Raw genomic sequence first — 8447 nt, 5'->3', positions numbered from 1 at the left:
CCCGGGAGTGTGACTGCAGCGGCTTAGCCGACGACGAGGCTGCGGGTCGTGCTTCTGGTGGTGGCTTGCCCGTCAGGACCGTAGAAGCCGCCGCCCTGGGGGCTGCCTTGCAGCACCTTCAATGCGTTCTGGTTTCGCGCCATGTACTGGCTGATCAGCAAACCATTCACGCGGTTTTTTTCCTTGGCGCTTTCCGCCAGCGAGAGCAGGGCCTTCCACATCCGTCCGGCGGACGGGCTGGACGCCGGGCTTCCGAGCCAGCTTTGCATGCCCGATTCGTTCGCAGTAAAGCCGGCGCCGGCGAGCATCGCGTGGCGGCGTTTGGCCAGCTCGGTCATTTCGCCGACGAGCGCAGCTTTCTGCTGGGTGAGGCCTTCGAGGGATGCGGTCTCGGCATTCAGCAGGCAAGCCTGTTCCTCGTCGAGGATTTGTAGCAGGCTGGTCGCTGCCCGGTGTTCTTCCTGGAGGGTGTCTGCCGGACTGGTGCCGAGTTGTTGCATGGAGTGCCTTATTTGCGTGAGCGGAGCAGGTCGTTGACGGTGTCGAGGAGGCCGTTGGCGACATTTTCCGGATCGACCTTGAAGGTGCCGTTGGCGATCGCCGCCTTGATTTCTTCAATCTTGGCGACATCCATGACGCCCGTGCTGGAATTCTGTGCGGCGAGGGCGCGTGCCTGCGAAGAAAGCTGGACGCTGTCGGACGCCGGCGGGGCGGCGCTTTCGGTTCTGGCCGCAGCTTTGCCCGGTTTTGCCTGGGTCGGGCCGACGCCGGCCCGGTCGGTTTTCTTGATCGAATCGTCAATTTTCACGGCATTTTCCTTCAATGTTTAACGGCGTTCCGCCAGTTGTCATTACCTGTAACGACGCGAACACCGGAAACTTTAGCACCGAATGTGCCGTATTCGTCAACCAAGTGCTTCAGTATGTAACTTCCACCACACCGCCTGCTTTGGCCACACCGCTGACGACTTGTCCGGATGCGGTTCTGGCTTGGACGATCTGGCCTTCGGCGCCGCCGGCCAGCGCGCGCGCTTCTGCGGAGACGCTGAATCCTGGTCCGGCGGATATCACTTTTACAACTTGTCCCTGTTGCACCGCCTGTTGTGCCCGCAGCGCATCCAGTCGCAGCGGTGTGCCGGCGCCGAGCGACACGGTCAGCGTGCGACCGACTGCTTGCGCCGGATCGGTCACGATTCCCGGCGGCAGCGCGGTGAGATCGCCTTGCTGTTTCACCAGATCGTTCTGTCCGATGCTTTGTCCCTGCTTGAGCGGCGCCGCCGTGGCGAAATAGTCTCCTGTCACGCGAACGGTGGCTTGCATGTAAATAGTCCAGGGCGATGGCGCGTTGCAGCGCATGCCGACGGTCGTTTTTCCCCATACCCGGCCGCCGGGCGGCAGGAACGGTTCCAGCGCGGCACAGGCGGCGAGATTGAGTCTGCTGTCGGCCGGCGTGACCGTGATGTCGATCCTGCCGGGCAACCCGGTCGTCTGAACTTTAAGGAAATGCTCGGCCGCGATCCTGAGCAGGCCGGGATCCTGGCGGGATGCCGTCTTCGGGTCAGGCTGCGGGTTGGCATGCGCCGGCATGGCTGCGAAGGAAAGCATGGCCGAAAGCAGCATTGACGGCATCTTGAGCGATGTTTTCATGATGGGCGCCAAATTGAACATGGTGCCCATCCTATACGGCGGAGCGGGATTCAAAACCGCAAATAGCGGCGGATTTCGGATGCTTATCATCCGATCAAGCCGACAGGACGCTCCGTATGATCGACGCTACACAAATCCATTATCGGCTCGGGATGCGGATTCTTGAGCCGGCAATATCAGGAGGTTGCGATGATCGGAAAACTGGACCAGGCGCTGCGCTTTCACGAGACGGCGCTGAGCCTGCGGGCGCAGCGGCAGCAGATGCTGGCGTCGAATATCGCGAACGCGGATACGCCGAACTACAAGGCGCGGGACATCGATTTTAACAGCGCGTTGAAACAAGCCCTCGGACAGGCTAATCCGGCAGGGCAGGCCATGCAGTCGCCGCCGATGGCCAAGACCTCGGCGGCCCACCTCGGCGGCACCAATCTGCATCTGAGCAGCAGCGGCGCCGCACTGATGTACCGCACTGTCCAGCAGGGCAGCGTGGACGGCAATACGGTGGATATGGACGTCGAACGCAACCAGTTCGCCGATAACGCGCTGCGCTACGAAGCCGGCATCACGATCATGGGTGCGCAGATCAAGGGTCTGCTGACCGCTATCCAGGGACAATAATCATGTCGCTCTTCAATATATTCAACGTCGCCGGTTCCGCCATGAGTGCGCAGGGGCAGCGGCTGAACGTCGTCGCCAGCAATATCGCCAATGCCGACAGCGCGACTAGCGCCACCGGGCAGACCTACCGCGCCAAGCAGGTGGTGTTCAGCGCGGTGATGGCCGGATCGCAGGCGTCCGGTGTGAAGGTTGCGCAGGTCGTGGAAGACCAGTCGCCGCTCAAGATGGTGCACAACCCGTCGCATCCACAAGCGGACGACAAGGGGTATGTCGCGATGCCCAACGTGAACGTGGTGGAGGAGATGGTCAACATGATCTCCGCCTCCCGTTCGTACCAGACCAACGTCGAAACGATGAACGCCGCGAAGACGATGCTGATGAAGACCCTGACCCTGGGTCAATGAGGAAGGATAGGCGATGAGCACCGTACAAGGCACCACAGGACCATCCACCGAATTGCTGGCGGCAATGAATCCGGGCAAGAAGGACGCCAAAAGCACCGCCGCTGCCGCCGAGGACAAATTCCTCACGCTGCTGGTGACGCAGATGCGCAACCAGGACCCGCTCAATCCGCTCGACAACGCTCAGGTGACCAGTCAGCTGGCCCAGTTGTCGACCGTGACCGGCATTGACAAGGTCAACGCGACGCTGGAGGCGCTGCAGGGAAGCATGCAGTCGAACCAGTCCCTGCAGGCGGCCAGCATGATCGGCCGCGGCGTGCTCGCACCGGGTTCCACGCTCATGCTAAACGAAGGCAAGGCATTCCTCGGCGTCGAGCTGGCCGAATCGGCGGACAGCGTCGAGGTGACCATCCGCGACAGTTCCGGCAATCCGGTGCGCAAAATCGATCTCGGCGGGACCGACGCCGGCCTTCTGCCGCTGCAGTGGGACGGCAAGACCGACAGCGGTGCCGATGCCGCCAGCGGCAAGTACACCTTCGACATCGCCGCCAAGCGGGCCGGCAAGGCGGTGGAGGCGACCGCACTGGCCTTCGGCGATGTGGCAAGCGTCGCGTCCGGCGCCCAGGGCGTCAAGCTCAATGTCATGGGCATCGGCGAGGTCAAGCTGGCCGATATCCGGCAGATTCTTTGAACTACCTCGCGCAACACAACTAAATAAGTCGCGCCGGTCCTGGCGCAGCGGCAAGCACAACTAGGAGAAACAAGATGAGTTTTCAACAAGGCTTGAGCGGTCTGAACGCCGCGTCCAAAACGCTGGAATCGATCGGCAACAACATCGCCAACGCAAACACCGTGGGATTCAAGGCCGGCCAGGTGCAGTTCGCCGACGTGTATGCGAATTCGCTTTCGGGCGCGGGCGGCGGCGGCGCGACCGGTATCGGCACCAAGGTGTCGCAGGTGGCGCAGCAGTTCACCCAGGGGAACATCACCGCGTCGGCGAATCCGCTCGACATCGCCATCAATGGCGGCGGCTTTTTCCGGATGAGCAATAACGGCGCGATCTCCTATGCGCGCAACGGCCAGTTCCAGCTCAGCAAGGACGGCTTCATTACGAACGCCTCGGGTGCGCGCCTGACCGGCTTTTCCGCCGACGGCAACGGCGTGCTGGCTACCGGTGCGCCGGTGGAGCTGCAGATTTCCAATGCCGACCTGACGCCGAAAACCACCACCAGCGTGCAAAGCCAGCTCAATCTCGATTCGACGAAGACGGCGATTGCCGCCGCATTCGATAAAGATGTCCCCGCCACCTACCATAACGCCACCTCGGTGAACGTCTACGACGGCCTGGGCAATGCGCATACGCTGCAGACTTTCTATGTCAAGACCGGCCCGAACGCATGGACGGTGTATGGCGCATTCGACGATGGCGCGACGGTGCAGCAGCTGGCGGCGCCGATCGGCAACATCACGTTCAACGGCAGCGGTGCTATCGCGACACCGGCGCCGCCGGCACCGGCCGCATTCACCGTCACGCTGACGCCCGCCGCAAGTACCGGCGCTGCGCCATTCCCGGTGACGGTCGACCTGTCCGGCACGACGCAGTTCGGCTCCGCATTCAGTGTCAATGCCCTGACGCAGGACGGCTACACCTCAGGCCGGTTGTCCGGCTTCAATACGGACGGCAACGGCATCATCACCGGCCGCTATACAAACGGCAAGACCGCCACGCTCGGGCAGGTGGTGCTGGCCAATTTCACCAACCCGAACGGCTTGCAGCCCCTCGGCAATAACGCATGGGCGGAGTCGGCCGCCTCCGGCCAGCCGCTGGTGAGCACACCGAACTCCGGCAACCTCGGTGTGCTGCAGTCCTCCGCCGTGGAAGATTCCAATACCGACCTGACGGCCGAACTGGTCACCATGATCACCGCCCAGCGGGTGTACCAGGCCAACGCCCAGACCATCAAGACCCAGGACCAGATCCTGCAGACGCTGGTCAACCTGAAGTAATGACGAGACCCGTTCCGGCGTGACGTGAGGTTGCGCCGGACCGAACCGGGAGAACAAGATGGATCGCCTGATTTATACCGCCATGACCGGCGCCAAGCACATCCTTGAGCAGCAGGCCAATACGTCAAACAACCTGGCCAATGCGGCGACCACCGGCTTCCGCGCGCAGTTTGACGCCTTCCGGGCGGTGGACGTCAACGGACCGGGAATGCCGACCCGCACGTTTGTCGTCGATTCCACCGTCGGCACCAACTTCTCCGCCGGGCCGATCCAGCAGACCGGGCGGGACCTCGACATCGCGGTGCAAGGCAAGGGCTGGATCGCGGTCCAACTGGAAGACGGTACTGAAGCGTACACGCGCAACGGCAGCCTAAAGCTGAGCGAGAACGGTGTGCTGCAGACGCAGTCCGGCATCAATGTGCTCGGCGATGGCGGTCCGATCAGCATACCGCCGAACGTCAACATCACCATCGCCAAGGACGGCACTGTCAGCGCGATGGCCAACGATTTCAAACCCGGCCCGTCCAATGTCCTGGGGCGGATCAAGCTGGTGAATCCGCCGGAAGACACGATCGTCCGCGGTGACGACGGCCTGTTCCGCGTGCGGGGCGGCGAGCCTGCCGATGCGGATGCCGGCGTGTCGCTCATCGGAGGCGCGCTGGAAGGCAGCAACGTGAATGTCGTCGACGCGATGGTCAACATGATCAGTCTCGCGCGGCAATTCGAAATGCAAATGAACATGCTGAAGAACGCCGAGAGCAACGATGCGAAAGCGGCCCAGCTCCTCGCTTTGAGCTGATGGCTGGCGCAGGATAATCGGCGTGAAGCCTTTGCCACCAGAATTCATATCATTTAAAAAGGTTTGTCGTCCCCGCGAAGGCGGGGACCCAGAGGTGGACCGCATTCCTCATTTGCGTAGCCAGTACATCTCTGGATTCCCGCCTTCGCGGGAATGACAAAAGATTGCATAAGCAATTTATGAAATGAGTTCCAGCCTATATGGTTGATGCACTCAACCCACGCAGGATAACGACAAGATTTACCGGAGAACGCAATGATTCGATCGCTATGGATTTCCAAGACCGGCCTGGACGCGCAGCAGACCCAGATGGATGTCATCTCGAACAACCTGGCCAACGTCAGCACCAGTGGCTACAAGCGTTCCCGGGCGGTGTTCGAGGACCTGTTGTACCAGACCATGCGCCAGCCGGGCGCGCAATCGTCGCAGCAGACGCAATTGCCGAGCGGCTTGCAGATCGGCACCGGGGTGCGGCCTGTCGCCACCGAGCGCATTTTCACTCAGGGCAATCTGCAGCAGACCGGCAACGACAAGGACCTGGCGATCCAGGGTGCGGGATTTTTCCAGGTGCTGCTGCCGGACGGCACCACCGGTTATACAAGGGACGGCGCGTTCCAGATCGATAGCCAGGGGCAGCTTGTCACCTCGAGCGGCTTTCCGGTGCAGCCGGCGATCACCATACCCGCCAATGCCATGAGCGTCACGGTCGGCCGCGACGGCACGGTCTCGGTGACCCAGCAGGGAAGCGCCGCGACCACCCAGGTCGGCACTATCCAGCTTGCCACCTTTGTCAACCCGGCCGGCCTGGAGTCGAAGGGGGAAAATCTTTACGTCGAAACGACAGCATCGGGCGGTCCCAACAGCAACACCCCGGGCACGAACGGTGCCGGCCTGCTGGCGCAGGGGTATGTCGAAACCTCCAACGTCAATGTGGTGGAAGAGCTGGTCAACATGATCCAGACGCAGCGCGCCTATGAAATCAACAGCAAGGCAGTGCAAACGTCGGATCAGATGCTGCAGCGCCTGTCGCAGCTCTGATTTTCCGGAGCAATCATGAAGCGCATCCTCCTGTTCGCCGTCGCCACCGGTCTGGCGGGCTGCACCACGGTGCCGGACTCCATCGTGCAGCCGCCGCGCGCGGCGCAACCTGCGCACGCCGCCATGAATGCGCCCGCCAACGGCGCCATTTTCCAGTCCGCATCCTACCGTCCGATGTTCGAGGATCGCCGCGCCCGCCATGTCGGTGACATCCTCACAATCGCTATCACGGAGCGCACCAGTGCCGGCAAGTCGGCGGCAAACTCCGGCAGCAAGGCGGGCAGCGTCTCGGCCTCGGTATCTCGCCTGTTCGGCGTGCCTGCTTCCACTCTGGCCGATCTGGGTGCCGCAGGCGCATCATCGAACAAGTTCGAGGAAAAGGGCGCGTCCAGTTCCGCCAACAACTTTTCCGGCACGATCACCGTCACGGTGATCGACGTCCTGCCGAATGGACACCTGATGGTCAGCGGCGAGAAGCAGATTGCATTCGACAAGGGCGTGGAATATGTGCGCCTGTCCGGCGTGGTCAATCCCGATACCGTCGCTGCCGGCAATGTGGTGCCGTCCACCCAGGTGGCGGATGCGCGTATCGAATACCGCACCAATACCCGTCTCGATACGGCTGAAGTGGCATCGCAGATGGTGCGATTCTTCCTCAGCCTCATGCCGCTGTGAAGCCGGGACCCGCCATGAACCTCCGTCTGTCATCCTTCGCCAAAACCTGTTCCGGCCTGTTGCTGGCAGTGTGCGCCTGTCTTCCCGCGGCCCACGCGGAACGACTCAAGGACCTTGCCAGCATCCAGGGCGTGCGGCAGAACCAGCTGATGGGATATGGGCTGGTGGTCGGTCTTGACGGCAGCGGCGACCAGACGACGCAGACACCCTTTACCGTGCAAAGCGTGGTCAGCATGCTGCAGAACATGGGCGTGAACATGCCGCCCGGCACCAGCCTGCAGTTGAAGAATGTCGCTGCAGTGGTGGTCACCACGTCGCTGCCGCCGTTCGCGCAGCCTGGCCAGTTGCTCGACGTGACCGTATCGTCGATGGGGAACGCCAAGAGCCTGCGTGGCGGCACGCTGCTCATGACGCCGCTCAAGGGCGCCGATGGACAGATCTACGGCATCGCGCAGGGCAACGTGCTGGTCGGCGGCGTCGGCGCGGCAGCCAGCGGCAGCAAGGCGCAGATCAACCATTTGAGCGTAGGCCGGATTTCGGGTGGTGCGACTGTGGAGCGCTCGGTTCCTACCAGCCTGGGGCAGGGTGACGCCATCCACCTCGAATTGAACGACGCGGATTTTTCCACCGCCAGCCGGGTTGTGGAGGCGATCAACCAGCGCTTCGGACCGGAAACCGCGGCAGCCCGTGACGGCCGCGTGATCCGTGTGCGCGCGCCGCTCGGCAGCGATGATCGGGTCGCTTTCCTCGGCGCGCTCGAAAGCCTGAACGTGACGCCGGCGCAGATGGTCGCCAAGGTGATTCTGAACGCCCGCACCGGCTCGGTGGTGATGAACCAGGCGGTTACGCTGGAAAGCTGCGCGGTATCCCACGGCAACCTGTCGGTGGTCATCAATACCGACCCGGTGATCAGCCAGCCTGCGCCGTTTTCTGGCGGCCAGACGGTAGTGACGACGACCTCGCAGATCGATATCAAGAAGGAGCCGGGACAGGTGCTGCTGCTCAAGGGCGGCACGTCGCTGGCGGACGTGGTGAAAGCACTGAACGCGATCGGAGCGACGCCGCAGGACCTGCTGGCGATCCTGCAGGCGATGAAGGCCGCGGGATCGCTGAGGGCGGAGTTGGAGATTATTTAATTTGAACTGCAAGATAACTGCATGACGGCTCCTTCCCCCACCCAGGGGGAAGGCTGGGATGGGGGTAGTGAGGTCGAATCAAAGCAGGGCGCAACTCGACCTCACTACCCCCACCCTAGCCCTCCCC

Annotated in this window: 11 protein-coding genes; 8 read left to right on the top strand and 3 right to left on the bottom strand. The window is 62.4% G+C overall.

Annotated elements, in window-relative coordinates; all coding sequences use genetic code 11:
• Positions 1–23: 23 nt before the first annotated feature.
• From V7080_RS20805 to flgA, 3 genes are all read right to left on the bottom strand, one after another.
• Entirely contained in the window at positions 24–500 is a 477-nt protein-coding gene (locus V7080_RS20805; protein WP_334190301.1) for a flagella synthesis protein FlgN, read from the bottom strand.
• 8 nt (positions 501–508) lie between these two features.
• Positions 509–808, bottom strand: a complete 300-nt coding sequence (flgM, locus tag V7080_RS20800) for a flagellar biosynthesis anti-sigma factor FlgM (RefSeq protein WP_326857947.1) — start codon at positions 806–808, stop codon at positions 509–511.
• A 109-nt stretch (positions 809–917) separates the two neighbouring features.
• Positions 918–1646: a flagellar basal body P-ring formation chaperone FlgA gene (gene flgA / locus V7080_RS20795; RefSeq protein WP_334190300.1), complete on the bottom strand. Its 729-nt coding sequence runs from the start codon at positions 1644–1646 to the stop codon at positions 918–920.
• Positions 1647–1835: 189 nt separating this feature from the next.
• Between flgA and flgB the strand changes: the two genes are divergently transcribed.
• The 8 genes from flgB to V7080_RS20755 all read left to right on the top strand — a co-directional run bounded on the left by flgB (position 1836) and on the right by V7080_RS20755 (position 8320).
• Positions 1836–2264 (top strand): flagellar basal body rod protein FlgB, encoded by a 429-nt coding sequence (flgB, locus tag V7080_RS20790; protein ID WP_334190299.1) that lies wholly within the window; start codon positions 1836–1838, stop codon positions 2262–2264.
• A gap of 2 nt (positions 2265–2266) precedes the next feature.
• On the top strand, positions 2267–2668 hold the full coding sequence (gene flgC, locus V7080_RS20785; protein WP_334190298.1) for a flagellar basal body rod protein FlgC: 402 nt from the start codon (positions 2267–2269) through the stop codon (positions 2666–2668).
• Positions 2669–2681: 13 nt separating this feature from the next.
• A complete protein-coding gene (gene flgD, locus V7080_RS20780) occupies positions 2682–3356 on the top strand; it encodes a flagellar hook assembly protein FlgD (protein ID WP_334190297.1) in 675 nt (224 codons plus the stop codon).
• 74 nt (positions 3357–3430) lie between these two features.
• Positions 3431–4672 (top strand): flagellar hook protein FlgE, encoded by a 1242-nt coding sequence (gene flgE, locus V7080_RS20775; RefSeq protein ID WP_334190296.1) that lies wholly within the window; start codon positions 3431–3433, stop codon positions 4670–4672.
• 58 nt (positions 4673–4730) lie between these two features.
• On the top strand, positions 4731–5471 hold the full coding sequence (gene flgF, locus V7080_RS20770) for a flagellar basal-body rod protein FlgF (protein ID WP_334190295.1): 741 nt from the start codon (positions 4731–4733) through the stop codon (positions 5469–5471).
• Between the two features lie 255 nt (positions 5472–5726).
• Positions 5727–6509 (top strand): flagellar basal-body rod protein FlgG, encoded by a 783-nt coding sequence (flgG, locus tag V7080_RS20765; RefSeq protein WP_334190294.1) that lies wholly within the window; start codon positions 5727–5729, stop codon positions 6507–6509.
• 15 nt (positions 6510–6524) lie between these two features.
• Positions 6525–7184, top strand: a complete 660-nt coding sequence (locus tag V7080_RS20760; protein WP_334190293.1) for a flagellar basal body L-ring protein FlgH — start codon at positions 6525–6527, stop codon at positions 7182–7184.
• Between the two features lie 14 nt (positions 7185–7198).
• Complete coding sequence (locus V7080_RS20755; RefSeq protein WP_334190292.1) at positions 7199–8320, top strand: flagellar basal body P-ring protein FlgI; 1122 nt, start codon at positions 7199–7201, stop codon at positions 8318–8320.
• Positions 8321–8447: the final 127 nt, after the last annotated feature.

The sequence above is a fragment of the Noviherbaspirillum sp. genome, assembly GCF_036846085.1.
In the GTDB taxonomy this organism is placed as follows: domain Bacteria; phylum Pseudomonadota; class Gammaproteobacteria; order Burkholderiales; family Burkholderiaceae_D; genus Noviherbaspirillum.
The sequence above is the reverse complement of the archived record's forward strand: the minus strand, read 5'-3'. Positions and strand labels throughout refer to the sequence as shown.

What these genes read in the sequence shown, in the direction of transcription:
- V7080_RS20805 (WP_334190301.1), bottom strand. Translation starts at nt 500, where the DNA reads ATGCAACAACTCGGCACCAGTCCGGCAGACACCCTCCAGGAAGAACAC.
- flgA (WP_334190300.1), bottom strand. Translation starts at nt 1,646, where the DNA reads ATGAAAACATCGCTCAAGATGCCGTCAATGCTGCTTTCGGCCATGCTT.
- flgB (WP_334190299.1), top strand. Translation starts at nt 1,836, where the DNA reads ATGATCGGAAAACTGGACCAGGCGCTGCGCTTTCACGAGACGGCGCTG.
- flgC (WP_334190298.1), top strand. Translation starts at nt 2,267, where the DNA reads ATGTCGCTCTTCAATATATTCAACGTCGCCGGTTCCGCCATGAGTGCG.
- flgD (WP_334190297.1), top strand. Translation starts at nt 2,682, where the DNA reads ATGAGCACCGTACAAGGCACCACAGGACCATCCACCGAATTGCTGGCG.
- flgE (WP_334190296.1), top strand. Translation starts at nt 3,431, where the DNA reads ATGAGTTTTCAACAAGGCTTGAGCGGTCTGAACGCCGCGTCCAAAACG.
- flgF (WP_334190295.1), top strand. Translation starts at nt 4,731, where the DNA reads ATGGATCGCCTGATTTATACCGCCATGACCGGCGCCAAGCACATCCTT.
- flgG (WP_334190294.1), top strand. Translation starts at nt 5,727, where the DNA reads ATGATTCGATCGCTATGGATTTCCAAGACCGGCCTGGACGCGCAGCAG.
- V7080_RS20760 (WP_334190293.1), top strand. Translation starts at nt 6,525, where the DNA reads ATGAAGCGCATCCTCCTGTTCGCCGTCGCCACCGGTCTGGCGGGCTGC.
- V7080_RS20755 (WP_334190292.1), top strand. Translation starts at nt 7,199, where the DNA reads ATGAACCTCCGTCTGTCATCCTTCGCCAAAACCTGTTCCGGCCTGTTG.